Annotated in this window: 31 protein-coding genes and 1 tRNA gene; 5 read left to right on the forward strand and 27 right to left on the reverse strand. The window is 54.0% G+C overall.

Features of this window, described 5'->3' with window-relative positions; all coding sequences use genetic code 11:
* Window positions 1-3: 3 nt before the first annotated feature.
* Both mug and AC6I8X_RS17245 read right to left on the reverse strand, forming a co-directional pair.
* Window positions 4-519 carry a G/U mismatch-specific DNA glycosylase gene (gene mug, locus AC6I8X_RS17240; RefSeq protein ID WP_313683231.1) on the reverse strand — a complete coding sequence of 172 codons (516 nt, stop codon included), beginning with the start codon at window positions 517-519 and terminating at the stop codon, window positions 4-6.
* On the reverse strand, window positions 516-1,103 hold the full coding sequence (locus AC6I8X_RS17245; RefSeq protein WP_497840178.1) for a TetR/AcrR family transcriptional regulator: 588 nt from the start codon (window positions 1,101-1,103) through the stop codon (window positions 516-518). The genes mug and AC6I8X_RS17245 overlap by 4 nt, the downstream gene beginning before the upstream one ends.
* Before the next feature lie 135 nt (window positions 1,104-1,238).
* On the opposite strand from AC6I8X_RS17245, the gene AC6I8X_RS17250 reads away from it, so the two are divergent.
* From AC6I8X_RS17250 to AC6I8X_RS17265, 4 genes are all read left to right on the forward strand, one after another.
* Window positions 1,239-2,024, forward strand: coding sequence for an SDR family NAD(P)-dependent oxidoreductase (locus tag AC6I8X_RS17250; RefSeq protein WP_313683229.1), 786 nt, complete (start codon window positions 1,239-1,241; stop codon window positions 2,022-2,024).
* Window positions 2,025-2,223: 199 nt separating this feature from the next.
* Window positions 2,224-2,299 (forward strand) — tRNA-Ile (locus tag AC6I8X_RS17255).
* 412 nt (window positions 2,300-2,711) lie between these two features.
* Window positions 2,712-3,896, forward strand: coding sequence for an AAA family ATPase (locus AC6I8X_RS17260; RefSeq protein ID WP_497840179.1), 1,185 nt, complete (start codon window positions 2,712-2,714; stop codon window positions 3,894-3,896).
* Window positions 3,893-4,675, forward strand: coding sequence for an HNH endonuclease (locus AC6I8X_RS17265; protein WP_497840180.1), 783 nt, complete (start codon window positions 3,893-3,895; stop codon window positions 4,673-4,675). Before AC6I8X_RS17260 ends, AC6I8X_RS17265 begins: the two co-directional genes overlap by 4 nt.
* Window positions 4,676-4,883: 208 nt before the next feature.
* On the opposite strand, the gene AC6I8X_RS17270 is transcribed toward AC6I8X_RS17265, so the two are convergent.
* The 14 genes from AC6I8X_RS17270 to AC6I8X_RS17335 form a co-directional block, all read right to left on the reverse strand.
* The gene (locus AC6I8X_RS17270) at window positions 4,884-5,102 is read right to left on the reverse strand and encodes an ogr/Delta-like zinc finger family protein (protein ID WP_013510553.1); all 219 of its coding nucleotides are present in this window, start codon (window positions 5,100-5,102) and stop codon (window positions 4,884-4,886) included.
* A gap of 64 nt (window positions 5,103-5,166) precedes the next feature.
* Window positions 5,167-6,264 (reverse strand): phage late control D family protein, encoded by a 1,098-nt coding sequence (locus AC6I8X_RS17275; protein ID WP_497840181.1) that lies wholly within the window; start codon window positions 6,262-6,264, stop codon window positions 5,167-5,169.
* Window positions 6,261-6,746 carry a phage tail protein gene (locus AC6I8X_RS17280; RefSeq protein WP_497840182.1) on the reverse strand — a complete coding sequence of 162 codons (486 nt, stop codon included), beginning with the start codon at window positions 6,744-6,746 and terminating at the stop codon, window positions 6,261-6,263. The genes AC6I8X_RS17275 and AC6I8X_RS17280 overlap by 4 nt, the downstream gene beginning before the upstream one ends.
* Window positions 6,743-9,394: a phage tail tape measure protein gene (locus tag AC6I8X_RS17285; RefSeq protein ID WP_497840183.1), complete on the reverse strand. Its 2,652-nt coding sequence runs from the start codon at window positions 9,392-9,394 to the stop codon at window positions 6,743-6,745. The genes AC6I8X_RS17280 and AC6I8X_RS17285 overlap by 4 nt, the downstream gene beginning before the upstream one ends.
* Entirely contained in the window at window positions 9,387-9,509 is a 123-nt protein-coding gene (locus AC6I8X_RS17290) for a GpE family phage tail protein (RefSeq protein ID WP_013510557.1), read from the reverse strand. Before AC6I8X_RS17290 ends, AC6I8X_RS17285 begins: the two co-directional genes overlap by 8 nt.
* Before the next feature lie 14 nt (window positions 9,510-9,523).
* Window positions 9,524-9,826: a phage tail assembly protein gene (locus AC6I8X_RS17295; protein ID WP_497840184.1), complete on the reverse strand. Its 303-nt coding sequence runs from the start codon at window positions 9,824-9,826 to the stop codon at window positions 9,524-9,526.
* Between the two features lie 54 nt (window positions 9,827-9,880).
* The gene (locus AC6I8X_RS17300) at window positions 9,881-10,396 is read right to left on the reverse strand and encodes a phage major tail tube protein (protein ID WP_497840185.1); all 516 of its coding nucleotides are present in this window, start codon (window positions 10,394-10,396) and stop codon (window positions 9,881-9,883) included.
* 12 nt (window positions 10,397-10,408) lie between these two features.
* Entirely contained in the window at window positions 10,409-11,578 is a 1,170-nt protein-coding gene (locus tag AC6I8X_RS17305) for a phage tail sheath protein (protein WP_497840186.1), read from the reverse strand.
* A 117-nt stretch (window positions 11,579-11,695) separates the two neighbouring features.
* Window positions 11,696-12,286, reverse strand: coding sequence for a tail fiber assembly protein (locus AC6I8X_RS17310; protein WP_497840187.1), 591 nt, complete (start codon window positions 12,284-12,286; stop codon window positions 11,696-11,698).
* Entirely contained in the window at window positions 12,286-13,368 is a 1,083-nt protein-coding gene (locus tag AC6I8X_RS17315) for a phage tail-collar fiber domain-containing protein (protein ID WP_497840188.1), read from the reverse strand. The genes AC6I8X_RS17310 and AC6I8X_RS17315 overlap by 1 nt, the downstream gene beginning before the upstream one ends.
* On the reverse strand, window positions 13,365-13,979 hold the full coding sequence (locus AC6I8X_RS17320) for a phage tail protein I (protein ID WP_497840189.1): 615 nt from the start codon (window positions 13,977-13,979) through the stop codon (window positions 13,365-13,367). The genes AC6I8X_RS17315 and AC6I8X_RS17320 overlap by 4 nt, the downstream gene beginning before the upstream one ends.
* Window positions 13,976-14,890 carry a baseplate J/gp47 family protein gene (locus AC6I8X_RS17325; protein ID WP_497840190.1) on the reverse strand — a complete coding sequence of 305 codons (915 nt, stop codon included), beginning with the start codon at window positions 14,888-14,890 and terminating at the stop codon, window positions 13,976-13,978. The genes AC6I8X_RS17320 and AC6I8X_RS17325 overlap by 4 nt, the downstream gene beginning before the upstream one ends.
* Window positions 14,877-15,236 carry a GPW/gp25 family protein gene (locus AC6I8X_RS17330; protein WP_497840191.1) on the reverse strand — a complete coding sequence of 120 codons (360 nt, stop codon included), beginning with the start codon at window positions 15,234-15,236 and terminating at the stop codon, window positions 14,877-14,879. The genes AC6I8X_RS17325 and AC6I8X_RS17330 overlap by 14 nt, the downstream gene beginning before the upstream one ends.
* On the reverse strand, window positions 15,233-15,811 hold the full coding sequence (locus AC6I8X_RS17335) for a phage baseplate assembly protein V (RefSeq protein ID WP_497840192.1): 579 nt from the start codon (window positions 15,809-15,811) through the stop codon (window positions 15,233-15,235). Before AC6I8X_RS17335 ends, AC6I8X_RS17330 begins: the two co-directional genes overlap by 4 nt.
* A gap of 111 nt (window positions 15,812-15,922) precedes the next feature.
* Between AC6I8X_RS17335 and AC6I8X_RS17340 the strand changes: the two genes are divergently transcribed.
* Window positions 15,923-17,674 carry a hypothetical protein gene (locus tag AC6I8X_RS17340; RefSeq protein WP_497840193.1) on the forward strand — a complete coding sequence of 584 codons (1,752 nt, stop codon included), beginning with the start codon at window positions 15,923-15,925 and terminating at the stop codon, window positions 17,672-17,674.
* Window positions 17,675-17,704: 30 nt separating this feature from the next.
* Here AC6I8X_RS17340 and AC6I8X_RS17345 read toward each other — a convergent pair whose 3' ends face one another.
* The 11 genes from AC6I8X_RS17345 to AC6I8X_RS17395 all read right to left on the reverse strand — a co-directional run bounded on the left by AC6I8X_RS17345 (window position 17,705) and on the right by AC6I8X_RS17395 (window position 23,142).
* Window positions 17,705-18,148: a phage virion morphogenesis protein gene (locus tag AC6I8X_RS17345; protein ID WP_497840194.1), complete on the reverse strand. Its 444-nt coding sequence runs from the start codon at window positions 18,146-18,148 to the stop codon at window positions 17,705-17,707.
* The gene (locus AC6I8X_RS17350) at window positions 18,141-18,572 is read right to left on the reverse strand and encodes a phage tail protein (protein ID WP_497840195.1); all 432 of its coding nucleotides are present in this window, start codon (window positions 18,570-18,572) and stop codon (window positions 18,141-18,143) included. The genes AC6I8X_RS17345 and AC6I8X_RS17350 overlap by 8 nt, the downstream gene beginning before the upstream one ends.
* Window positions 18,535-18,774 (reverse strand): Rz1-like lysis system protein LysC, encoded by a 240-nt coding sequence (gene lysC, locus AC6I8X_RS17355; protein ID WP_497840196.1) that lies wholly within the window; start codon window positions 18,772-18,774, stop codon window positions 18,535-18,537. Before lysC ends, AC6I8X_RS17350 begins: the two co-directional genes overlap by 38 nt.
* Window positions 18,668-19,096 carry an Rz-like lysis system protein LysB gene (gene lysB / locus AC6I8X_RS17360; RefSeq protein WP_497840197.1) on the reverse strand — a complete coding sequence of 143 codons (429 nt, stop codon included), beginning with the start codon at window positions 19,094-19,096 and terminating at the stop codon, window positions 18,668-18,670. The genes lysC and lysB overlap by 107 nt, the downstream gene beginning before the upstream one ends.
* Window positions 19,093-19,608, reverse strand: a complete 516-nt coding sequence (locus AC6I8X_RS17365) for a lysozyme (protein WP_497840198.1) — start codon at window positions 19,606-19,608, stop codon at window positions 19,093-19,095. The genes lysB and AC6I8X_RS17365 overlap by 4 nt, the downstream gene beginning before the upstream one ends.
* Entirely contained in the window at window positions 19,589-19,801 is a 213-nt protein-coding gene (locus tag AC6I8X_RS17370) for an HP1 family phage holin (RefSeq protein ID WP_497840199.1), read from the reverse strand. The genes AC6I8X_RS17365 and AC6I8X_RS17370 overlap by 20 nt, the downstream gene beginning before the upstream one ends.
* 3 nt (window positions 19,802-19,804) lie before the next feature.
* Complete coding sequence (locus tag AC6I8X_RS17375) at window positions 19,805-20,008, reverse strand: tail protein X (RefSeq protein ID WP_497840200.1); 204 nt, start codon at window positions 20,006-20,008, stop codon at window positions 19,805-19,807.
* Window positions 20,008-20,472, reverse strand: coding sequence for a head completion/stabilization protein (locus AC6I8X_RS17380; RefSeq protein ID WP_497840201.1), 465 nt, complete (start codon window positions 20,470-20,472; stop codon window positions 20,008-20,010). Before AC6I8X_RS17380 ends, AC6I8X_RS17375 begins: the two co-directional genes overlap by 1 nt.
* Before the next feature lie 101 nt (window positions 20,473-20,573).
* A complete protein-coding gene (locus AC6I8X_RS17385) occupies window positions 20,574-21,224 on the reverse strand; it encodes a phage terminase small subunit (protein ID WP_497840202.1) in 651 nt (216 codons plus the stop codon).
* A 3-nt stretch (window positions 21,225-21,227) separates the two neighbouring features.
* Window positions 21,228-22,292: a phage major capsid protein, P2 family gene (locus AC6I8X_RS17390; RefSeq protein WP_497840203.1), complete on the reverse strand. Its 1,065-nt coding sequence runs from the start codon at window positions 22,290-22,292 to the stop codon at window positions 21,228-21,230.
* A 16-nt stretch (window positions 22,293-22,308) separates the two neighbouring features.
* Entirely contained in the window at window positions 22,309-23,142 is an 834-nt protein-coding gene (locus tag AC6I8X_RS17395) for a GPO family capsid scaffolding protein (RefSeq protein ID WP_497840204.1), read from the reverse strand.
* Window positions 23,143-23,166: the final 24 nt, after the last annotated feature.

Raw genomic sequence — 23,166 nt, forward strand, 5'->3', positions numbered from 1 at the left:
ATTTCACTCGCTTTTCTGCAACCATAGATAAAGTTGTCGATAAGCAGCGGCCATCTCCTCCAGCGAAGCACGATTCAAGCCACTCGGATTGGGCAACACCCACAGCCGGGTATTACCGAGAGTGTGTGGCTGCTCACCCCACTCCACTTTGCGCTGACGAAATGCGCGCTGGAACGCATCTTTTCCCAACACCGCCAATGCACGCGGCTGATAGTTCAGCACTTTCTCCTGCAATCGACTGCCACCATCACGCAGCTCATCCCCAGCCAGTTCAGTCGCCTGCACCGTTGGTCTTTCCACCAGCATAGTGATGCCGCAGCCGGTCTCCAGCAACCGCTGTTCCTGTTCCGGCTTAAGCTGTTCATGGGTGAATCCTGCCAGATGAATCACCTTCCAGAAGCGATTGCCCGGATGGGCAAAATGAAAGCCGGTATGCGCCGAGGAATGACCCGGATTGATGCCGCAGAACAGCACCTGTAAATGTGGAGCGATGATGTCGCGAATATTGTGATCACTCATACCGACGTCAGCCCTGCACGCTGTTTCACGGACAGGCGGCTGTCAGCCAGGATCTGACTCGCCTCTGTATCATCCGGGCAGGCGCGTGCCAACGCCATCGCACCAACCATTTCAGCCAGGATGCTGGCGGCCAGCCTATCCGCCTGAGGATTGCCGAGTTCCTGCAATGGCTGAGCCAGTCTCTGACGTACCACTTCGCGCCGCTGTGAAAATAGCGTACGAGCCTCAAGTGGCAAATGCGCCATCTCGCTGGCAAGTGCGGGGAGCGGACAGCCCTCACCCGGCGTGACGCGATGCACATCGGAGAGATAATTATCGATCAGCTGGTTCAAACGCTGTGCCGGATCCTCAATCTGCACAATCGCCGCTAATCGTTGTGCGGAATCAGCAAACATCTGAGCAATCACCGCTTCTACCAACACATCACGTGAAGCGAAATGAGCATAGAAACCGCCATGTGTTAAACCAACGCGCTTCATCAACGACGCAACACCGATGCTTTCCGTGCCGCATTCACGCATCACTTTGGCTGCCTCATCCAGAATGCGCTGACGCGTGCGCGCTTTGTGACTCAGCTTTTCCATCCTCTGCTCTCCGGTTCATCAGTTACGGCAATCATAGTAATTATTACGACCATCATATTCCAGCTTGACGATAAATATTATGAGCGTCATATTTAGCACGTCAAATATGATAACCATCATTTAGAGGAATCGACCATGTCATCATCTCAACTGGCTTTGATCACCGGCGCATCCAGCGGTATTGGCGCTACCTACGCAAAACAACTGGCCGCCCGCGGCTATAACCTGATTCTGGTGGCACGCGATGTCGCTCGCCTGAATGCGCTGGCGCAGAGCTTACGTGAATCGGCTGGCGTGGAAGTCAGCGTCTTACCTGCGGATCTCACCAAAACGCAGGATTTACAGCGTATCGAACAGGAACTACGTGAAAACCACCACATCACGTTGCTGCTGAATAACGCAGGTATGAGCGTCGAAGGGGAATTTATCGATGCTGACCTGGAACGCATTCAAACCATGCTGGCGTTGAATATCGTGGCTCCTACCCAACTGGCCCACACTGCTGCACAGGCATTTCGTGCGCGTGGCCACGGCACCATCATCAATATTGCTTCCGTGCTGTCACTGATACATGAACAGTTCAACGGTGCCTACAATGCGACCAAATCCTTTGTGCTCACACTGACGCGCGCCATGCAGCGCGAGCTGGTTGATAGCGGTGTGCATGTACAGGCGGTTCTCCCCGGCGCGACCCGTACTGAGATTTTTGATCGTTCGGGCACCCCGATTACGGCATTTCCGGCAGAGATGTTGATGGAGGTTGAGGATCTGGTCAGTGCTGCCCTGCATGGACTCGATGCTGGTGAGCTGGTAACCATCCCATCGCTGGAGAATACTGACCTGTGGCATGACTTCGACAACGCGCGTGTGGCACTCCAGCCATACTTATCCCGGAATAAACCGGCATCACGTTATCAGTAAGCACGATGGTAATGAGAGACAGGGCTTTCCCGCCCTGTCTCAGAATCATCTGCAGATTAGGTTATTTTTGCAACAATGGCCGTGGGATCTGCGAATTTTCTCATTGATATCAAAGAGTCAGAGGTTGGTTTAATTTTCAGCAACCAGCTATCAATGGCTGGATCGCCCTGGCGAGATACTTTATAATCCCCGCTCCGCTGGCCCCTTAGCTCAGTGGTTAGAGCAGGCGACTCATAATCGCTTGGTCGCTGGTTCAAACCCAGCAGGGGCCACCAAATTTAATGATATTAATCATGCATTTGAGCCGCTCTCCGAAGCGGTTTTTTTGTAGCCAAAAAATCGATTGGCAGCAAAATGGCAGCAGATTTTTTTCACCCTCCCCTCTGCTACCACCGCCTTTCGTGCCATATGGCTACCGCTGCTCGTTTTACACAGCCCCTAAAAGGTGATCACATGGAAGAAATGCACTTTGTATGAATCAAAATAAACGGTCGGACTCCGGTCCACCGAGTATATGATGTAAACTGTTGCTGAGTGCCAAAAATGAACATTACTAATATCACGAGAATGTTAAACTATTGAAAACAGATAGGGATTTAAAGGAAAGAAGGCAATCCTGTAGGAAATGAACCAAGGTATTTAATGATGCTAAATTTGGAAAAGGCTACCATCTTATAAGGAAAAAAAATGATTAGCATTAATACGTTAAAGCTGAGAGATATTTCATGCGTTAAAGAAATTCATATAGAATTCAACCAAAAAATGAACTTCATATGTGGAGGAAATGGCATAGGAAAAACATCACTTTTAGAAGCAATCTCTGGCTTTTTCTATGGAAGCTACAGCAATGGGAACATAAAAAAGAGATTTGGTTCTGAGGTTGGTATTTGTGATGGCACATTCAGAATAGACGACACCCCTGAAAGATTTTCATATAAAGTAGATTCATTTCATCCGAAAGAGTCAAAATCACCCGGAATTTCAAGACTTCACTCATTGAACAAGGAAGTTATTTTCATAAGAACAAATAGAAACATTGAATATCAAGAACTCTCACAGATTACTTTAAAAAACACGCTCAGTGGCTATGATAACAATCAATCATTATCCAAGGGAATGTCTGGCAGTGATATAAAAAACTGGTTTATACATAGAACTCTTTTCTCTAAACAAGAGAAAAGACTCTCTTCTGGTAAACTCGCGAACTTACAGTTTGCTATAGATGCCTTTTCAATAGTTGATAGCAGATTCAAGTATTCGCATTTAGATTCCGATCGTCATGATATAGTAATTTCCACACCAAGTGGTGAAATATGCTTTGAGTATTTATCGTCTGGGTTCAAGTCTAGCATTTACTTAATAATTGGTTTAATTAAAGAAATTGAGTATCGTTTCCCAGACAGGGATGCCCGTGAATTTAACGGCATTATACTCATCGATGAACCAGAGATACATCTTCATCCTGCGTGGCAGGCAAAAATAGCAAAAATATTAAGCACATCATTTAATGCTGCACAGTTCATCTGTGCTACTCATAGTCCTCATATTATTCAAGAAGCCAGCGCACAAGAAGTAATTACTCTTGAATTTGACGAAAATTCAGAAGTAAAACTTAAGAATATGGCATATAGGAAATATGGTTTTAAAGGATGGACAGTTGAGGAAATATTAACTGATGTAATGGGGATGGAAAGTCCTAGAAGCTCATTTTACCTGTCACTAAAAGAGTCCTTCTATAGAGCGATAGATGAAGGAGATAGTGAACTAGCAAAAGATAACTTTCATACACTTATGGCCTGCCTTCATGAAAGCAATCCAGAGAAAAGAATTATAAAAATAGACATGGCATGTTTTACAGGGGGCAACATATGATTAGGTTGATGAAACCCCATTCAATACCTTACTTATCCTCTAATAAGTCAGCTCAGCTTTTAAGTCTACATAAAAAAAAAGGTAATTCTGTCTGGCTACGAAAAGGAATCACAAGAGAGCTAAAGAAAACAAGTAATAATAAGTGTGCTTATTGCGAGAAAAAAGTGGATGGGAATGGGTCCTATATGGAGGTTGATCATTATCAATGTAAAGTTCATTATGGTCATTTAGTTGTAGACTGGGACAACTTAGTACCATCATGTAAGCAATGTAACACTAAGAAAGGAGAAGTAGATGTTAATCTATATCCTATCATCAACCCATATAAAGATGATCCGTCTAAGCACCTAATTTACAGCAGTCTAAGATTAAAAGGGGTCTCCACTAAAGGCATTAACACTGTAGAACTTTTTGGATTCAATCTGAATGACATCGATGCTAGGATAAACAGGCTTTTGATTTTAGAAAAGATCGATCAGTTACTAGATAATGCATTGGAGGCTTATCATGATTATATACTTAGCAACAAGACCAATCATAGAAAATTGTTCAAAGCTAGAAATATTGTAAGTGGACTTTTATCCTTGTGTCAGAAAGAGTCCGAGTATAGCGCTATAACTTCTACATTACTTTTATTAAATCCTAACTTTAGTATTATGCAAAATCATCTAAAAAAAGAAAACATCTGGGATGCTGTAATGGAAGATTATTTTGTTAACGCTACTGGTCTGTCCCTTCCTGTACAGCGAGATGAATATACGCTTGTCAAAACAGCATGACTGCACTCAAGCTACAGCAGATAGCAGCCCTCACAAGCAGAGGGCTGCTTTACTGATTATCACTTTGCTCCTTTTCTATTACAGAGCTTACCGCTGTGCAATGATAGAGTGTAGTAGGCAAATGGATATGAACACCCTGCTAACTAATCTAAACAAAACCCAATCATTAAATCTCCTGCAGAGCGAGAAATTTAGAACACCGCAACGATTACAGCCACAGCGGTTGCTGCTGGTTTCTTCCAGGATGCGGCGGCACTGGTTTAACGCTGCCGGGCTTCATGATGATCTCTGAAACTGTCTCATGAGATTTGAAGGTGCAACTGCAATTGATGTTCTGGCACTGGTTATAACGTTCTTTGGTTGTTGCCGATACCTGAAAGCTGCTTCGTGTATGTGCGGCATTCCCGCACAGTGGACAATTCATCATTTTACCGCCTCCGCAATCCCAATTGAGATAGATCTTAAACATTATTTCCCTTTTGCGATAGCATTCATTCCATTTCAAGTGAATCAATTTTCACCTCAAGATCCATGCTTGTGGTAAATCCGCTATCACTCAGGCTGTGCGTTAACGTTGTGATAATCCATTCTCCCCCATCTATCTGCTGCTTAAACCCGCTGACCTTAACCGGCATCTCTGTATAGAGATCAGCCCGGCCTCGCGCCAGCTGAATGGAGAATGTCGCCACACCGCGTTGCAGTCGTTCCCACTGCATTTTGGCGGCACGTTCGGCATTTGCCCTGGTGGCATAGGTCCGGCTCAGTACCAGCACGTTTTCATCCGTCCCGATCAGGTAGTCGCCCTGTTTAGCTTCCGGCTCTTTCTTCGTTGCCGTACTGGTTTTGCGGCGCCGCTTCACCTTTGTCACTTCTTTCTTTGCCGGTTCACGGGTATGCAGCCAGCTGGCAATCACGCCGGTGTAGGCGTCACGGTCAGCCAGGGTGAAGCGGTGGCTGTCGCCGTCTTTGCGCTGGAGTGTCATCACCGGCAGGGCTTTGCCGCTGGCCGTTTTCCCCTGCCCCTGACGGATAAACAGCAGGTTGCCGTTTTTGACGCAGGCGATTGCGCCACACTGACGCGCCAGCCGCATCAGAAAGCTGGCGTCGGATTCATTAGTCTGGTCCAGGTGGTCAATTATCATCTTTGCCACGTCATCACCCAGCGCCATGTCCAGTTTGTGCCTGGCCGCAATCTCTTTCACCATGTCGCCCACGGTGGTGTCATGCCATGACTTTTCCCGTCGGGTATTCAGCGTTTCGCGAAAATCCGCACTGCGGGCGCGGAGCACCAGCCGGTCAGGGCTGCCGGTATGCTCGATCTCGTCCACGGTGTAACTGCCTTTCGGTGTCAGCAGCTGCCCCTGCCAGCCCAGCGCCAGCGTGAGCACCACGCCCCGGCGCGGTAACTGTAGCTGGCCGTCGGCGTCGTCCAGCTCAATATCCAACTGGTCCGCTTCAAAGCCCCGGTTGTCCGTCAGCGTCAGGCTGATAAGCCGCTTTTCAATCTTCTGCGTGATATCGACCCCTTCCAGCGTCAGCCGGAACGCAGGGGCGTTCGCTACCCCTGTTACCCATTCAGAACCGGTCATGACAGCAGCCCGCCCACAGCAGACGTTAATTTCCCGGCGGCACCGGTGGCCGCGCTTTTCATTGCCGTCAGCTGGTCGCTGAGGCTGCCGAACATTTCACCCAGCGACTCATCGGTACGTTTCAGCGTGAGCGTGAACTCAATACGGCGGCAGGCACCGTTACTGAAAAACTCCGCTTTCGTCTGGCTCAGGCTCTCGATCACGAACATGCCGTAAATCGTCCCGCTGCCCTCAATCAGCGGCCACGCGCGCCCCAGCTCGGCAATCTGTTCCAGCGCAAACAGCGACAACCGCCCGCCGGTGATTTCCGGCAGCAGCACACCGGACAGCGTCACAGTGTCGTTATCCGGGCCGAGGAACTGCACCGAGGGGCGCACGCCCACCCGGCTGTTGGTCGGAAAGCGCCAGCTGCGCTGGAGTTGCAGCTGCTGATAAGGCACCGTCTTCAGCATGAAAACGAATAAACCCAGCGTCATCATCATGAATCAAACCCTCCCCGGTCACTGTAGGAACTGCGCGCCCGTGCCTGCGCCTGACGCTCTTTCGCCTCCAGCCTGCGCATCAGCTCATCCAGCAGATCGTCAGTGTTCTGCCCCGGCTGCTGCACAATATGGATATCGTATTTGCCCTGCATGATGACCGGCGGCCCGGCCTGCCCGGCACCGGATGCGCCTGCCGCTGCGGTCTGCGCTTTCGCGGGCAGGGCCATCGGGTGCACCGGGCGGGCAGCGGCTGGCGTGGCAGCAACACCCATTGCCAGCGCGGCAGAGGCGGCCAGCGAAGCGGTGCGGCGGCGGCTGGTGATGCTGGCCGGACCATTCACAATTTCCGGCCCGTTTTCGCCCACTATGCCGAACTGCCCGGACGGGATAATTCCGCCGGTGTCATACAGCCCGGCAAAGCCGGTTGCTGATTTCGTGCTACGGCCAGGTGCGACCGGCACGGCGGTTTTATCGCCGCCCGGCTTCAGAAAGTCCGGCAGGTAATCGGTGAGTGACGAGAGTTTGCTTTTCAGCGCATCCCACTTCTGACTGACGCCCGCCAGCAGCCCGTCAATCATCTGCGAGCCAGCCGCCTGGAACCGGGCGGGCAGCGCCTGCACATCCGCCACGATCTCATCCCATTTGGTGCTGATGTAGGTGCGTATCGCCGTCCAGACGCCGGACACTTTTGTGCTGATGGCATCCCACAGCGCGGACAGTTTCGGCCCCAGCGTGTCCCAGTTCTGCCAGATATAGAGCGCACCGGCGGCAATCAGACCAATAACCGCCAGAATCGGATTCGCCATCATCAGCCGCCCCAGCCACAGGATACCGTTACCGACAATTCCCATTGCTCCACGGATAAGGCTGAAAGCGCTGACGACTTTGATACCCAGCACGCCGCAGCTGAGACGCAGCAACGCCAGCGGGCCGAGGATCGCCGCTGCCGCCAGTGACAGTACACCCACGGCCGTAGCGGCAATGGCAAACCCGGCAGCCAGCTTAAACAGTCCCGCCGTCAGCTGCGGGTGCTGCTTAACGAACTCACCGAGAGCGCTGGCAAGGTTGCCCAGCCAGTCGGCCAGCTGTTTTAGTGCAGGTGCAACGGTCTCCCCGATGGCGGCCATCGCGTTGGTAAACGAACCGGTAGCGGCCTCCCATTTGTTGCCCAGGGTGTTCAGGGAGGCGTCCACGCGCTCGCGCAGTGTGGCCTGATTTTCCAGTTTGGCAGCGGTTTCACGGTAGCCATCAATCCCTTTACTGATCATGATGTTCAGTGCCTGGAGGGTTTCGGCGTCGTCACCAAAAAGGGTATTGATAATGGACTGTCGCTTGCCGTCATTGGTGATTGTTTTCAGTTTCGCCAGCTGCGCATAAAGGTTCTCCAGTCCGGCAAACTGGCCTTTACTGTTCTGAAAATTCAGCGTTATCCCTGTTCCCTTCAGTGCGTTATTTGCCTTACCAATCTTTGTGTTGTTGAGCGTGGCCTGAAAAATCTTGCGGTAGGCATTGCCCGCCGACTCACCGGCCATACTCGCCTGATCGGCCATCACCAGCAGCGGGGCAAAGGTTTTTGCAGCAGTGATCCCTTTCTGATGAAGGATATCCATCGCACTGCCGATTTTTGAAAACCCCTGCAGCATGTTGTCCGAATCGACACCCGCATAAAATCCCTTCTGAATGATGTCGGTGAGCGCCATCATGTCCTTTTCACTGGTCTGCGTGGCGTCCTGCAGCTTCGCCGCAAACTCTGCCGCATCGGTCGGGGCCATCTTCAGCTGCACGCCGAGATAGGCGGTCGCTTCACCCAGCCCGCCTAAAATCGCCTGCGCGCTCATGCCCTGGCGGCGCAGCATGGTCATCATGTTCTGGAAGTCCGCCGTGGTGCCGGGTAACTTGTCGCCCAGGCTGACGGCCAGCCGGTTGATTTTCTCAAACTCCGACGCGACTTTTGCCCCCGGCCCCATCAGCGAGGCGGCCAGCTGCGTGGCGGCGTCCTCAGACTCGGCATAGGCGCGCACCGGGGCCAGCATCGTCATGCCGGTAGTAACACCGGTTGCCACCATGCCCGCCCCGTTCCCGGCCAGGTTGTTACGCATTGCGGTGGTTTTTTCATGCCGCGCCCGGATGGCGGCCAGCTTCTGCTGACGCTCGCCCAGCTTACGTAGTTCGGCCTGCTGGCGCTCGATGGCCCCGCTGGCCGCGTTTGCATCTGTCTTCAGGCGGCGCTGGGCCGCGCTCAGTTGCTTAGTGTCGATCCCGGCAGCGTTCAGAGCCTCACGCTGGCGCTGCACGGACAGGCGCAGCCCGTTAAATGTTTTCTGTAACTCGCTGGCACGGTTCTTTGCCTGCTCAAGCAGACGCGCCTGCTGCGCCGTGGGCCGGCTGGTAGCGGCAAACTGCGTTGCCAGCGCTGCCGCCTCCTGCCGGGCACCGGCCAGATTCTTTTCCGTGATGGCAAGCTGGGAGCGGGTTTTGCGAAAACCATCAATGCGGCCAGCCTGCTCGTTAAGCGTTTTCAGGCTGTCTTTGCTGGCCTTCAGCGCGGCGGACAGCTCCTTCGAGCCGTCGCGCGCGTTGCGAAAGGGGCGGGTGATTTTATCCACCGCGCTTAATACCACCTGCAGGCGCAGGTTTTTATCACTCATCGTCACCGGCTCCGCTGCGAAGAATTGCCCTGTGCCGCCACTCCAGCACTTCAGGCAGTGGCATATCGTCCGTAACGGAGGGCGGCCAGTGAAACACCGTGGCGATATCCGCCACTAAGTCGTCAACCGTCAGGCCGTCGGGAAAGCCGACAGCGCCGACTTCGGCAACAAAAAAGTGACCACCTCCACCGACAGGGAAAGCAGGTCTGCCGGGTCCATTTCCACGATTTCATGCGGCTGCAGTGTCGGTACGCTGATGCGTGGCAGCACTACCATCATGGCGTTCACGTCCATATCCATCAGCGCCTGCAGACGGGTGCCGCGCAGTGAGCCGGACTGCGGCTTGCGCAGCAGCACCTGGGTGATGATTTCCTTGCCGCGCTGAATGGGCGTATCCAGCTCGACGGTTTTTTCGGTGATTTTGTCAGTCATGATTACGTTCCGCTAAAGATGTAAAGAGCGGCAGAGTTTCCCCTGCCGGGGTTATCAGAGGCCGAGCGCGTTGCGGTGTTCTTCCATCAGGTCGGTGCCGTCCACGATGTGGATCATGTTTACGAGGTCAATCTCATAAAGCACCTCGCCGTTGATGGTCAGCTTCGCGTAGCTGTTGGTGCCGGACACTTTGGTGGTGCTGGATTCGCCGGTTTTCCACTCGCCGGAATCCAGCTCCTTGTGGCGGCCACGCACCACCAGTTCCACCGCCTGAATTTCGCCGGTGTCGTCACGCTGAATGGAGCCGGTAAAGCGCAGCTGGATACCGTCCACGGTGGCCGTGCCCAGTTGCTTGAACAGCAGGGACTCGGTGCCGCCGATGGTGAATTCAGTATCCAGCGCGCCGTCATCCAGCCCCATATCGATATCCACCGCACCGGCCATGCCACCGCCGCGATACTTTTCAAACTTGCGGGTGACTTTGGGCAGCGTCAGGGATTCAACCAGCCCCTGCCAGTTGTTACCGGCGTTGAACAGGTTCAGGTGCTTGAGTTTGCGGGGTAATGCCATCGGTCTGTCTCCTTATGCGCTGACGCGGCTGGCGAAATCCACCAGGTACTGGTCAGTGATACGCTGACGCAGCAGCAGATTCTCCAGCGGCGGCACCGGGGTGTAGTCGTAATCGATCAGCAGTTTCCCGGCCTTCAGCGTGTCTTTGTCGTTCACACTTTCATCCAGCCAGCAGTCCGCGCCGATGAGATAGCCCTGATTCACCAGGCTGCGCAGCTTCGCGCGGATGCTTTCGATAATGTCGCGTGCCAGCGACGGGTTCAGCGCGCCATCCACCGCCCACATCTGCGCTTCGGCCATCGTGTCCATCAGCACCTGTGCGGTACGGGTGTAGCTTTCAAATGCAAACAGCGCGTCGTCACTCAGGCAGCGCGACCCCCAGAAGCGGTAGCCGTCTTTGCGGATAAGCGTGGTGATGTCGTTCTGGTTCAGCAGGCCCGCATCGGTGGCCGGGTCCTGCAGATCCCAGAACACATCCTTTGAAATGCCGGTGACGCCGTTCACGCCGACGTTAGAAAGGGATTTGTGCCAGCCGGTCTGTTCGTCTATTTTGGCGCGCAGGCCAAGCGCGCGGGCGGTGGCGTAGGCTGCCGCATCCGCATTCAGCACGGTGTCAAAGCTGATGAAATCCGGCCAGATGAGCATCCCTTCGCGCTGGCTGAAGTTGGCGCGGTAGGCAATGGCCTCTTCCACCGTCTCGCAGCCATAGGCCGACAGATAGGAGAAGCCCCGCAGGCTCTGCGCCACACTCAGCAGTTCGGTGGCAACCGCCTGCGTATCATGCCCCGGCACGCCGAGGATACGCGGTTTGACGCCACAGACGGACTGAGCGGCCAGCAGCGCTTTCATGCCGGTGCGCTGTCCGTTGACCACGCCTCCGATGATGTTGGAGGTGGTTTCCGCCTCGGTTTCCCCCTGGGGAACGCGTACCACAACGGTGACGGGTTTCGCCTGGTCGGCAATCGCATCCAGTGAGCGGGCCAGCGTGCCGGACTCCCCGGCCTTGCCGCTGGCGGTAAGAACATCCGTCAGCAGTACCGGTCGGTTCAGCGGAAACGTGGCTGCGTCGGCGTCATCGCCGGTGCAGACCATGCCCACAATCGCCGTGCTGACGGTGGTGATGGTTCGGGTGCCTTCGTTGATTTCCTCAACGCGCACGCCGTGGTGGTAATCCTGAGCCATAAAACGAATCTCCGGTTAAGGGGTTTCGCTATGGTGGAAGGTATCGGGCGCAGGTGCATCCGGCAGGCGTTGTAAGGGGGATGGCACAAAAGAAACAGGCCCGGACGGGCCTGATGATTACTCCGGTTTGTCCGGCCAGCTGATATCCGGTGCACTGCTGGTATCAATGGCCTGCACCGTCTGGATGTATTTCATCCATTCGGTAAGTCGGCTTTTATCGCCGTCGCTGATAATCCCCAGCAGCAGCTGCGTCTGCCATGCCTGTGTAAAGGTATTGGCGCTGCTGATTAGCGTGCTCTTTTGCTCATCGGCCTCTGCCACATCGGCCTGTTTCTGCGCGTCAGCATCCGTTACCCACTTTTCCCCGTCCCACTTATCAAAGCCGGTCGCGGGCTTTAACGTCGTGGTATCAGCCGGATAATCACCGGTTTCCGTTATCAACCGGGCAGAGCCGTCAGCCGTTGAATAAACCGTCTCGCCCCGGTGATCGCTGACGGTCTGCCAGGCATCATCACGCCAGACAGCGATATTGCCTGCCGCAACTTCGGGCGGCGCGGTTGCGGTTGCGTTCGCGGGCAGGCCCAGCCCCTGCAAAAGGTATTCGTCAGAAGCGCCGGTAAATCCCCCGCTGCTGGCGTCATAGCTGTACACGGTCAGGGTGCCGGACGTCTTCGCCAGCCCGTTTTTATCAAAGGTCACTTTCGCCATTATGCAGCCCTCACGATGTAGTTAAATGCGACGTTTCGCGGACGGGTTTCCGCCGCATAATTACCCACCGCACCGCTGGTCTGTGTGGACCACTGTCCGGCGGTGGTGCCGTTACCGACCGCCGAATCCCCGTTAGTCTGTGAATAATTGGTGCCGTCCACGATTGCCCACACGCTCCCCGCCAGTGCGCCCTGCGTGTACATGTAGTGGGCATGCAGCTGCATCGCATGGTCCTGCAGGCTCAGTAATGCGCGCCCGCTGTCCACGCCGCGCCCGTCATCCCAGCCGCGCAGAAATTCCCCGCGCAGGTCGGGTAGCTTCAGTGCGGGATACGCTTTCGCCAGCTCGGGGTAAGTGTCTGCGCTGAAGGATGCCCCGTTGCACTTAATCCAGCCCGTGGGGGCGGTTGCTGTCGGCCACGGCACCGGGACGCCGACCGGCATGGCGGTGCCATCACCCAGGAGGCTTAACCCAAGGGCGCTCAGTGCCTCAGCGGCTTTACCCGCATCCTTTATTTCCTTCAGGGCGTTTGCTGTCTGGAGGTACTGAGCGTGGGGGTTCGCTGCCGCAACGTGTTTCGCCAGCAGGTCATCGGCATAGGCTTCCACCTCAATCACGGCATTATCGACATACTGGCGCGTTGCCAGCACCACGGACGGATCAATCTTCAGCGTGATAGCGTCGGTGCTGTTCACGATGATAATCATGCGCACGGTCTGCGTGCGCCCGCTGCCTTCCTGCAGTGTCGGCTTGTAGGTGGGTGGCGTATTACAGACCGCAATCAGCGTACCGTCTGCATCAAACAGTCCCATTTCCCTGATCCAGAATCCGCCTTCGGTTTCCGGGATTATCTGTTCGGCAACCATCTGACTGGTATTGTCTTTATCAATGGACAGCGTATTGATGGCAGCCCGCCGGACCTCATGCACCAGCGCCGTCTGCGTGGCGGTCGGCGTTGGCAGCACGCCATTGCCATCCCCCACGGCCATCTGCGTGATGTTCAGTTTTGTGCCCAGCGCGGCTGCGTTGGCAATCTTCGCTGCGCCCAGGTTGGTGACGATTGCGTAATAAGTCTGTGTCATGGTCCCACTTCCAGCAGATCGATAACGTGAACCGCCGCGCCGCCGTAAACCGGGCCGCCGACGGAGATAAGTTCAGGGGTGTAGGGGTAAACGGTGAGATCATCACCGTCATAGCTGGCGGCTGTGAGGCGTGTTTCACCACTGACCTGCAGATTGATGGACATGCCCAGCAGATGACGGCTGCACGGCTTCGCGTCGCTGATCAGCCGCTCCAGTTCGCTGTAGGTTTCCTCGGTTATGCCCTGGTCCTGCACGCCGATATCCAGCCGGAACGTGCCGGGGGTTTCGCCGGTCTGCCACCACTCAATCACCCGGATAAGAAAGCCGAACGGCTCCACCACACGGCGCACCGCACTGATGGTGCCCTTGTGCTGATGGATGTAAAACGCATCCTGTACCACCTTTCGCTTAACGCTTTCCGCCCAGCCTTCATCCCAGCGGTCCACCGAAAACGCCCAGGCGAGATAAGGCAGGAAGCCCGTCGGGCAGGTGGCGGGATTCCACAGGTCGCGCAGCGGCACATCCAGCCCGGAAATGCCGCTGCACGCCGCTGCCAGACGGCGCTCAAGCGCGGAAGAACCGGGCGGCAGCAGACTATTATTCAGGCTCATGCGATCACCTCATCGTCCGCCACCGTGACCAGCACCGCCGTGCAGTTTCCGGCCTGGGTACGGTCCATGATGATGTCAGCCGCCGGTTCGGTCATTTCCACCCAGTCCACACCGGCCACGCGCAGCACTGCCCCGTAAGATTCCTGGCGCACGCTGCGCCCCAGCTTTTTCTGTTCAGTCAGGTAGGCCGCCATCGCGGCGTTTGCGGCGTCCAGGCAGGGACCGGCGGCCACACCATCAAACAGGTGCAGCTTCGCCTCCACGCGGTAATCGAAAATTTCCGCACCCTGCACGGTCAGGCGGTCCGCCACCGGGCGCACGCTTTCAGCATTGAGCGCGGCATTCACTACAGTCAGCAAATCCTCTGCCGCCTTCCCGTCGTCCTCCCGGCTCAGTACGGTGATCACCACCTCCGCCGGGGCCGGGCTGGTCGCGGATACGTCCGACACACGCCCGTCAGCACTGCGGGCGTGAAATTCATAGGCTGCCGTCGGACCGGCAACGGACAGTCCCTCAAATGCAGCGGGCACCCGCAGGCGCAGCGCGTCATCGGATTCCATCACCGCATCTACCGGTGGAACAGCTTCCGTATCTGCCACTGTTACCGTCAGCCGTCCCACGTTGTAAGCGGCGGCAAGCTGGTCCAGATCGCTGCCGAGGGCATAGGCCACCATCACGGCCTGCGCCGCCTCGTTGATGCGCTGTCGTAACAGGATTTCCCGGTAGACACTTTCCTGGAGAATTTTCACCATCGGTTCAGATTCCAGCGCCAGTACGCGGCGGACTGCCGCCTGCTCATCCACCGGGTAGAGCGCGATCAGCGCTTCTTTACGCTCAGCCAGCAGCGTCTCAAATTCCGGCACCTCGATCACCTCCGGTGCGGGTAACTGTGAAAGGTCAATTACTGCCACTGCTTACCCCCGTTGAAATGGACATGGAAACCGGTGAACCGTCGGCCCTCTGGCCGGTCAGCTCAACCACCATTGAGCCGTCAAAAGCGCTGGTGATGTTCACCGAATCCAGACGCACGCGCGGTTCCCAGCGGCTCAGGGCGGTGTAGGTAGCGGCCATCACCTGCAGGCGCGTCACTTCGTTCTGAGGCTGGTCAATCAGCACTGACAGCAGTGAACCGTATTCACGCCGGGCGATGCGGCTGCCTTCCGGCGTGATCAGAATGTCGCGCATGGACTGGCGGATGTGGTCGATATCAGTGATGGCTTCACCGGTCTGCTGATTCATACCGATATACATGGTCATTGCGGTTCACCTGACAGATCACTGCCCTGTTTCACGCCGTCGTGTTTGTGCTTATCAGCTACGACGCCGTTAGAACTCATATCACCGCCGCCTTGCGTCACGTCGCCGTTCATCACGGTATCGCTGTTAATCTGCGTCTGATCAGCCGTCAAGCCAAACAGGCCTGTTTTGAACTGAATCCCGTCCTCCGCTTCAATCAGTACGCTTTTGATGTTCTTGATCAGCAGCTGGCCGGTTTCCGGTTCGTACTGGAACCAGCCGCCATCCTGGAACACGGTGGTGGTGCCGTTCTCTGAAACGTCCGGGGGCGGGAAGGCGTCGGAATAAATGGAGGGCAGCGCAAAGGCGGTTTCCATATTGCCGCCGAGACTCAGCAGCACAACCTGCTCGCCAACACTGGGTTTCCACCAGGTGCGGGTGTTCCCGGCGCGAAAGGTGAGCCAGTTAATCCAGTTGGTTTCAAGGTCGCCCGTCTTCACCCGGCAAAGCCATTTGTCCTTATCCACTGCCGAGACGGTCCCGGTGCGGATCAGGTTGGTGATAAGGCGCATGATTTCGGTGAGTTGTTCGTTCATTAACTAATCATGGATTAATTACTTGAGGGAAAAAACAAATCGTGTTTGTATGAGACAACAAACAATGCCGAATAACAGACATACCGAATAATCGTTAAATAAGAGATTGCTATGAAATTTAGAAAACTCCACAACTGGAAAAACATAGAACAATGCACAGCACTTATTTATTTCACTGAATTAATGGAGGAATTACTTTTTGATTACACGCATAGCACATATAAACCCTCAGTGATGAATGCTCCTAGCTTATGTATAGAAGCAATATCCACAATTAGTGATATTGAAAAAGGCAGCATAAGTCCCGCACATATATCACACATCGTTGATGAATTAACAAAAAACATAAAAAATGATGAAATTGCGATCAGTCTTTTAAAAACCCCACTGGGTTCTTTCTTAGATCAATTAAAAAATAAACCATCAGAAAATAAAAGTTTGCAAGTTACCCTTGAACTACTTCAGGTACAACTCAATATCAACAATTACGAAAAAAAAATCATAAATGAACTTTGCTCAACTATCACATCGGAATACAACCCAGATAAAATCAGAAAACTAACAAGGCTATTAATTACTCATTTGACATCCAAAGGAATGAGCCAAGAGTATTTAATGGATAAATTGAAAAAACATTTTTTCCAACGAGAGAAAAGGGTTCATTCAAACGAAGAAATAGTTTCATTTTTAGAAAGCATCCCTACAGAAAGAACAAGTTACTCAGTTTACTTTAACGCAGACAAATCTTTTAGTAACATTATCCCCTGCTTAGCGCAACTTGATATCAAAGTCGTTCTCGAAACACCCGAAAATATAAAGAAAGAAGACTTCTTTAACAATTATGAGCAGCGAACTATATTAGTCAAACAGGTGAAAGCATATGATCCATTTACTGCAAGAAAAAAAGCTGAAAACAGCTTAAAGCTCGCATCAACTTTACTTTCACTTTACCATCATAAACAAGAAGCAGCATGGTCTGCAGAAAATATTGTTGTAAGTGAGCATGGAGAAAAGATCAATACTAAAAGTAGTATTAACCCAATGCATCGTTGCAAGGATTTAGTTCAAGAACATGCAAGCCAACGACTTGAAGAATTCATGAATAATTTCAGAATGCGTGGTGATTCTTTCAATAAATTCATAAGAAGTGCACAATTGCATTCTATGGCTCTACGATCAAACGCTGTAGAAAACCAAATCTTAAACTTATGGATTGCCATAGAATCGCTTATTCCTGATGAATCAAAAAAAGATGACCAATCTACAATAGAACATATAGTTGATTCTATAACACCATTTCTGAATCTGAATTACATAGAAGATCTAGTAAGAAGCCTCATAAAAGACTTACAGCGATGGAATCATCATCGCACTATGTCTTTACTAAGGATTATAGGAAACGATAACACCGAGAAATCATTTGCAATTCTTGTTGCATCTGAAGAACATGCTCCTAGTATCGAACAATTTAAAACTGAGCTATCTCAATTCCCATTATTGAAAGAGAGATTTGAATACATTTATAGTTTGATTTCATCACCTAATGCAATATGCCAATCTCTTAAAAATCATGCTGAGAGAATCAACTGGCAGATAAAAAGAATATATAGAACAAGAAACCTAATAGTTCATACTGGTCAAACGCCGCCGATGAGTAATATTTTAGTTGAACACACACATATATATTTGGATTCAGTAATCAACGCCTTAATAAAACTATCATCTCATCCCGTAGAAATTCTTTCAGTTGCACAAGGATTTAGAAATGTTGATATGAAATATAAAATGTACATCCAAAAACTGAATAAGAAAAACATCACTTTCACTCCTGAGAGCATTGTTGATTTTATATTCAACGATTAGAGATACATCCTGCTCTGACACACTGAAGCACTATACAATCCATTGCATCAGTGTGTTCAGAGCTAAAACTTCTAATTCTTCATTCACGCCAAGCAAACGGCGCTGTGCGTATTTGACTTGCAGACCTCTGCGGCTAATTCGGTCGCGCAGTCCGTAGTGGTGAACACGGGCAATACGCTGCACTGTCCCATCAAACTGCACGCAGGCGGAATCTGCATTAGCTGCAGTTTTCAGGTATTTAGAGGTGCGAAGCTTTGCAAACATCTTTCGGCGGATTCGCCCCGGCTTCGTCCGAGCAGTGACTCGTCTCGGCTCCCATGCCGTCCCGTCCGGCGCGCGCTGTGCGGTGATATTGCGCTGCTGGATGCGGCGAACATCGCGCGCGACCTCGCGCAGCATCTTTGTCCTGGCTGCTGGTTCCAGTTGTGCCAGCAACGCATCCAGCCAGGCGTCTACCTTGTGCAGGTCATCCACGGTGCACCGTCCAGAAATCCTCCGGTGTTTCCGGCTCCATCACCGCTTCAACACTGGTTTTTCCGTCCACGATGCGGGCTATGACCCGCTCGGTCAGTTTCAGGTTCATGCTGATGTCGCAGCGATCATTGCCGAGAATATCAACCTCAAAGGAAAACAGCTTTTCCCGTGCATCACTGTTCTGCAGGGCGTCCGGCTGGTTCGATTGCAGCCAGAAAAGTACCGGGGCCAGCAGCAGATTTTGATCGCCGGTGAAGTCTGTCACCACCACATTCAGCGTGTAACGATATTCCCACGACATTGATGCAGCAGAAGTCGCAACCAGTGAACCGTTATCAATGAACAGGTGCAGCCGGTCCGGGTTTTCCGCCACGTAGGGAACGGCGCTATTCAGGGCGCTGCGTAAGGACTGCGGCTTGTTCATCGTCTTTTTCCTGGCAGTTCACAATGGTGTCCACCTTGTCGGCGCAGTTCGCCCAGGCTGACTCCGTTTCATCCAGCAGGGTGTTAAGGTCGCCATTACTGCGCGGGGCTGACTGTTCCAGGCGGCACCGGGTGATTTTGGGACACCCACTCACGGTAAGACTGACCTCCCGTGATGGCCGGTCGCTGCCGCATCCTGACAACAGCGTCAGGCAGAGGGGTATCAGACCAACGGCGAAATTCTTCATTTTCACGTCTCAGTTCCTCAATGGTGCGCAGCCTGTCACGCAGTAACGTGCGGTTCTGCTCGGCGGCGGCATAAAGCTGGGTCTGTGCGCGGCTGTTGTTCTGCGTCAGGATGCTCAGTGCAATCAGTTGGCCGTTTTTCTGCGTCAGCTTTTTGCCCTGATCTGCAATGGTTGTTTTTTGCGTGTCAATTTTGCTTTGTGCGGTATTGAGCCGCCACGACTGCACACCCAGTACAGCAATCACTACCAGCAGGATCACCATCAGAGCGCGTATCATGCCCTGACTCCTTTCAGGCACCAGGCCAGCTCACGCTGCCGCCGGTCATCCAGCCCCGGATTAAACACGCCCAGCACATACACCCAGCGCGGAAACTGCAGGCAGGCATCCCGCCATCGCCCTTTCTTCAGCAACGCAACCATTGTTGATCCGCACACGTTGCCGGTGCCGACGTTGAACGCCAGCGACACCAGCGCGTCATATACCTGCTGCGGCATACTTACCGCCACGCAGCGCGCCAGTGCCGCCTCAACTCTCAGCACGTTAGTAATGAAATTTCCTGCCGCCTGTCGTTCGGTAATGGTTTTGCCTGGCACCACACCGGACGTGTTGCCAATGCCATCGGTCCATTTACGCGCGTCGCACTGGTACGGCTTCAGGCGGCAGCCCTCCGCATCTGCAATCAATTTCAGCCCTTCCACTGAGGTATGCAGCTGTTGAAAACCTGGTAGCGTCGCGGCAATAGCCAGCACCACGCCGACAGCACAGCGCTTAACGGTTTGCAGATTCATATTCCTCCCGCGTGATGCGCCCGCGCGCCAGCAGCTGATAGGTTTTGTGCTTGTAGTACCAGCTGATAAGCGCCATCAGCAGGCCGATAAAAACCCCGGCCACGGTTGACACGTCTTTCAGCGACATATCGCCTAGCCATGCCATTGCCACGGCAATAAACCAGACGATCGTTGCGCGGATTCTTTCCCACATAGTTCAGTCCCAAAGCTGGACGGCCTGCATGGTGGCTGCCGTTGTCACATCCGGCAGTTCCACCTCAAGACCGTGTGGTAAAAAGGGGGCGCGCTCCGCCAGCCCCGGATTAGCCAGCAATACCTGCTCTGTCATGCCCTGCGTGCGCCCGTAATGACGCCAGCAAATTGCGTCCACCGTGTCGTACTGCTGCGCACGCACCTTCATCAGATAAGCTCTACAGTGCAGTGCGGCATGTTCTGCACACGGCTGATGGCCCAGCGGGCATCCCGCCACAGGTCGCCGGTTGTATCAGCCAGATCCTCTCCGCGTTTCACGGCGGTAGCGGTGGCGTCATAGTCCTGATAGCGCTCATTGAGCACAGCACGGGTCCAGCACCACACCGCATTGCGGTAGTGATGCAGGCGGACACTTTCCCCGGCCAGCTGTTCGGCTGGCAGGTCGGCAAGCTGGTTGTAACCGGCCAGCTCCTGACGCTCACGCCACGGATACAGTTCGGCGTTAACCTCAGCCATCGCGGTGAGGACCACCTGTTTCAGACGCTCCGGCGTCACCGTGCCGTCAACGCGCATGACGCTGCGAAACTTCGCCAGGTCGATATCGGGCCAGAATGAGTTATTGGGGATAATTTCCGGCGTTCCTGTCGCCTTCTGCGGCGCTACGAATTCCATAGCCTTGTTACTCCTGAATAAGTTGGGCGGTGGACGGGGTTTTGATGCGGCGCTGCCTGTCGCCACCCCGTGCCGCCCCGCGCGTGGGCACGTCCGGTTTATCAGCTGGCGTTACGGATTTTCCGTTCCAGCTGTTCAATTTCTTTTTTCACCCCGCAGCGTTCATCCAGCTGCAGGGCGCGGCGTAAGTGATTCAGCGCGGAAACGGGTTGCGCCTCCGTCAGAACGTTACCGATGGATTTATGCAGGCGGGCGCGTGACTGGTCCGGCATATCAAGATCGCCGATGGCATCAAGCGTCTGCATCAGCAGCCCGGCATCAAAGGGGGTATTCGCCAGAATGGCGTTCTTTGCAGCGTCGGCCATTTCTTCAGCCAGCAGCGTTGGCACATTGCGGTTAAAGCCCTGCGGCATCACCCAGCCATGTTCCATGGCATGACGGCCAATCGCCAGCGCACCGGCATAATCACCGGCATCAATGCGCCACAGCATCACGTACATCAGCACGTCATCCTGTTGCGTACCATCGGCGGCCAGCACACCATCTGCCCAGGCGGCGTATTTCGGCAGCACCTCCGCCTTGATTTCGGCTTTTTTGACCGTGGACTGGATAGTCTTGAGGCGGCGACGGTCTTCCGTCAGCTGCAGCAGCATCAGCTCATAGCCGGACGCGTGGCGGGCAGATCCGCCCAGACGGGCGGACTGCTCGGCCTGAACGCGCTGGCGGTTACGCCGGGCGGGACTCAGGCTCATGCGTTACTCTCCGGTTGCGGCTGGCGTGGCTTCGGTGAAGTCACCGAAGGTGATGTTTTCGACCAGCGCAGCGCCGCGATAATCTTCAATCACGTAGGCTTCGTTGACCGACTCAAAGTTTTCGATGCGGTCGCGCTTCGGATTGTCGATAACGGAGCGGCGGCGGGTGTCTTCCTGCCAGTAGATAGACAGGTTATCCAGACGGGTGATCATCAGAGCATTGGCAGGGAAGAACGGCGCGCGTACCGCCTGCAGACCGCCCATGCGCTTCTGACTGATGATCAGATCGGCGGCCAGCTTTTCACTGTTTTCCTGCTCTTTGTTGACCAGCGGGAAATACTTATCCGACAGCAGTTCACGCCCGCAGATAACCACCAGGCCGTCATCATCCTGGAAGACTTCATCAATCAGTTCGTTAACGGCATCCATCACCACCGCGTCCAGATTGATGTAGTCGCCGCCTTTGCCGACCTTCACCGCGCCAGCTGTGGTGGTGCCGTCTTCCGCCGTAGTGCTGCCCATGACGTTTTCCGGTTTGTCTTCGCGCAGTTTCTGCAACCAGCCTTTGTTGACGTCCTGCAACAGGGTGCTTTCCAGACGGTTGGAGGTTTTCGCGCGTTTCACGCCGTTAAAGCCGATCATGATGCGATCCAGCGCCTGGCGTTTCACGATGGCGTTACGGATGCGGGTCTGAAAGTCCTGGAACTTCGCCCACATATCCAGCTTCGCGTAAGGGATCGCCGTATCGAAGTTGGTCTGCTCACATTTGTATTCCACATCGGACATTAGCGTCGGGTCAGTGGGTTCGCGGTCCTTCGCGCTGGTGTCGGTGGTTCCGGCGATAGTGCCGCCCACGCCAAGGCCCAGCAGCTGCCCGGATTGTTCCGGCACGCCGACCACGTTCACCAGCGTCAGGAAGGCGGCGGACTGCTGAATGGTGTCCTCCAGCGTCTGCGCCACTGCCGGGTCCACGTTAAATTTGCTCGACAGCTCCTCAACCGGTACGCCGTTGAGTGTTGCCAGCTGAGTCAGGTAGGCATTAAAAGCAAAGCGGGTATTCTTTTTCATGGGGTTTGCTGCTCCTTTAGCAGTTGGTCAGGTGTCCGGCTGGCGCATTGCCACCCGGTGCGCGCTGGCGAAAATCTTTGCGGCCGTCTTCGCGTTCCAGCTGCTCTTTCATTTCGCTGAATGCTTCGCGCTGCTCTTTCAGATCGCCTTCCAGCTGGCTCAGGCGCTCCGCCTGTCCGACAAGCGTGTTGTCCGTGCGGGTGCTGTAGTCCTGTTGTTCGCTGGCAATCAGTTCAACCGCCTGATGCACGTCGTTAAAACGCGCGTCCTCTGACTGCTGCTGTTTGCTGAACATGGCTTTGATGCGGGTAAACAGGGCGGGCTTATCGTCCGGCACGTCTTCCAGCTCAATCACGGTTTCGGTGGCGGCGGTAAACAGGTTTTCCGGGTGCTGCTTGCGACCGGCCAGCGGGTTAATTTCAGCGTTCGCGCTGAAAGCCAGCATTTCGGTGCCGAGACTTGCGGGTTGGTCTGTGACAGCCAGACCAACCAGATAGGCTTTTCCGGTGCTGGCAAACTTGGTGCTGACTTCCATTGAAGTGAACAGCTTTTGCATTTTGCTGTTCATCGACACCAAATCGTCTGTCGGTGTGACGTGGGCATAAAGCGCCAGCTTGCCGTCCAGCAAACCGCCTTTAACCTCTTCTACATCCAACGCATCCACCACGCCAAAACGGCGGAATGGGCTATCCGGTGTATAGCCTTTGATGTGCTCCATATTGATCACGGCGGTGTATACCTTCGGGTCATAGTTCGCCGCCATCTGTTCCAGCCATTCGCGCTGGATTTCGCGTCCGTCAGTGGTGGCACCTTCCACCCCGATGCGGAAACGCTTTGCTTTGACTGCCATAGTTCAGGCTCCGTTGAGAAAACG

Source organism: Pantoea sp. X-Soil-TKNS-1280 (assembly GCF_059730475.1).

Bases quoted from the DNA above. Each gene is read 5' to 3' on its own strand.
- mug (WP_313683231.1), bottom strand. From the start codon at position 519: ATGAGTGATCACAATATTCGCGACATCATCGCTCCACATTTACAGGTG.
- AC6I8X_RS17245 (WP_497840178.1), bottom strand. From the start codon at position 1,103: ATGGAAAAGCTGAGTCACAAAGCGCGCACGCGTCAGCGCATTCTGGAT.
- AC6I8X_RS17250 (WP_313683229.1), top strand. From the start codon at position 1,239: ATGTCATCATCTCAACTGGCTTTGATCACCGGCGCATCCAGCGGTATT.
- AC6I8X_RS17260 (WP_497840179.1), top strand. From the start codon at position 2,712: ATGATTAGCATTAATACGTTAAAGCTGAGAGATATTTCATGCGTTAAA.
- AC6I8X_RS17265 (WP_497840180.1), top strand. From the start codon at position 3,893: ATGATTAGGTTGATGAAACCCCATTCAATACCTTACTTATCCTCTAAT.
- AC6I8X_RS17270 (WP_013510553.1), bottom strand. From the start codon at position 5,102: ATGATGAATTGTCCACTGTGCGGGAATGCCGCACATACACGAAGCAGC.
- AC6I8X_RS17275 (WP_497840181.1), bottom strand. From the start codon at position 6,264: ATGACCGGTTCTGAATGGGTAACAGGGGTAGCGAACGCCCCTGCGTTC.
- AC6I8X_RS17280 (WP_497840182.1), bottom strand. From the start codon at position 6,746: ATGATGATGACGCTGGGTTTATTCGTTTTCATGCTGAAGACGGTGCCT.
- AC6I8X_RS17285 (WP_497840183.1), bottom strand. From the start codon at position 9,394: ATGAGTGATAAAAACCTGCGCCTGCAGGTGGTATTAAGCGCGGTGGAT.
- AC6I8X_RS17295 (WP_497840184.1), bottom strand. From the start codon at position 9,826: ATGACTGACAAAATCACCGAAAAAACCGTCGAGCTGGATACGCCCATT.
- AC6I8X_RS17300 (WP_497840185.1), bottom strand. From the start codon at position 10,396: ATGGCATTACCCCGCAAACTCAAGCACCTGAACCTGTTCAACGCCGGT.
- AC6I8X_RS17305 (WP_497840186.1), bottom strand. From the start codon at position 11,578: ATGGCTCAGGATTACCACCACGGCGTGCGCGTTGAGGAAATCAACGAA.
- AC6I8X_RS17310 (WP_497840187.1), bottom strand. From the start codon at position 12,286: ATGGCGAAAGTGACCTTTGATAAAAACGGGCTGGCGAAGACGTCCGGC.
- AC6I8X_RS17315 (WP_497840188.1), bottom strand. From the start codon at position 13,368: ATGACACAGACTTATTACGCAATCGTCACCAACCTGGGCGCAGCGAAG.
- AC6I8X_RS17320 (WP_497840189.1), bottom strand. From the start codon at position 13,979: ATGAGCCTGAATAATAGTCTGCTGCCGCCCGGTTCTTCCGCGCTTGAG.
- AC6I8X_RS17330 (WP_497840191.1), bottom strand. From the start codon at position 15,236: ATGACCATGTATATCGGTATGAATCAGCAGACCGGTGAAGCCATCACT.
- AC6I8X_RS17335 (WP_497840192.1), bottom strand. From the start codon at position 15,811: ATGAACGAACAACTCACCGAAATCATGCGCCTTATCACCAACCTGATC.
- AC6I8X_RS17340 (WP_497840193.1), top strand. From the start codon at position 15,923: ATGAAATTTAGAAAACTCCACAACTGGAAAAACATAGAACAATGCACA.
- AC6I8X_RS17350 (WP_497840195.1), bottom strand. From the start codon at position 18,572: ATGAACAAGCCGCAGTCCTTACGCAGCGCCCTGAATAGCGCCGTTCCC.
- lysB (WP_497840197.1), bottom strand. From the start codon at position 19,096: ATGATACGCGCTCTGATGGTGATCCTGCTGGTAGTGATTGCTGTACTG.
- AC6I8X_RS17365 (WP_497840198.1), bottom strand. From the start codon at position 19,608: ATGAATCTGCAAACCGTTAAGCGCTGTGCTGTCGGCGTGGTGCTGGCT.
- AC6I8X_RS17370 (WP_497840199.1), bottom strand. From the start codon at position 19,801: ATGTGGGAAAGAATCCGCGCAACGATCGTCTGGTTTATTGCCGTGGCA.
- AC6I8X_RS17375 (WP_497840200.1), bottom strand. From the start codon at position 20,008: ATGAAGGTGCGTGCGCAGCAGTACGACACGGTGGACGCAATTTGCTGG.
- AC6I8X_RS17380 (WP_497840201.1), bottom strand. From the start codon at position 20,472: ATGGAATTCGTAGCGCCGCAGAAGGCGACAGGAACGCCGGAAATTATC.
- AC6I8X_RS17385 (WP_497840202.1), bottom strand. From the start codon at position 21,224: ATGAGCCTGAGTCCCGCCCGGCGTAACCGCCAGCGCGTTCAGGCCGAG.
- AC6I8X_RS17390 (WP_497840203.1), bottom strand. From the start codon at position 22,292: ATGAAAAAGAATACCCGCTTTGCTTTTAATGCCTACCTGACTCAGCTG.
- AC6I8X_RS17395 (WP_497840204.1), bottom strand. From the start codon at position 23,142: ATGGCAGTCAAAGCAAAGCGTTTCCGCATCGGGGTGGAAGGTGCCACC.